Source organism: Streptomyces sp. SID12501 (assembly GCF_010550245.1).
GTDB lineage: Bacteria > Actinomycetota > Actinomycetes > Streptomycetales > Streptomycetaceae > Streptomyces.
The window spans coordinates 1-440 of sequence record NZ_JAAGLU010000658.1; the positions used below are offsets into that span (position 1 = coordinate 1).

The 440-nt window shown below is 70.2% G+C and carries 1 protein-coding gene; it reads right to left on the reverse strand.

What is annotated here, in order from left to right; translation table 11 throughout:
- Positions 1-41 precede the first annotated feature (41 nt).
- A partial coding sequence (locus G3I71_RS47770; protein ID WP_164325218.1) for a zinc-binding dehydrogenase occupies positions 42-440 on the reverse strand: 399 nt, incomplete at its 5' end.

A 440-nucleotide genomic window follows, 5' to 3' on the forward strand; every position in this document is an offset into this window, starting at 1 on the left:
CCTGCAAAGGACAGTCGGACGTCGCAGGCAACCGGTACTTCTCATGCCACCTTGATGACGACCTTCCCCGAGGCGTGACCGTTCTCGACGGCGGCGAGGGCGGCCGGCGCGTCGGAGAGCGGATGGACCGCGGTGATGACGGGTGCGAGGACTCCGTCGAGGGCTAGCCGGGCCGACCGCTCCAGGTTCTCGCGGTCGATGCGACGCTCGACGAAGCGCCCACCGAGATCGGGCACCGACGCATCACCCACAGCGATGACGTTGCGCGGAGCCCGGGCCAGCGGAGCGACCGTCCGCAGCGAGGTACCTCCGACCAGGTCGACGATCCCGTCGAAGCCGCCCGGAACCAGCTCGCGTGCCGCGGCGGCGACGTCCTCGGCGGTGTAGTCGATGAACCGCACCCCGATGCCCTCGGCGTGCTCGCGTTTGGCGGTACTCCC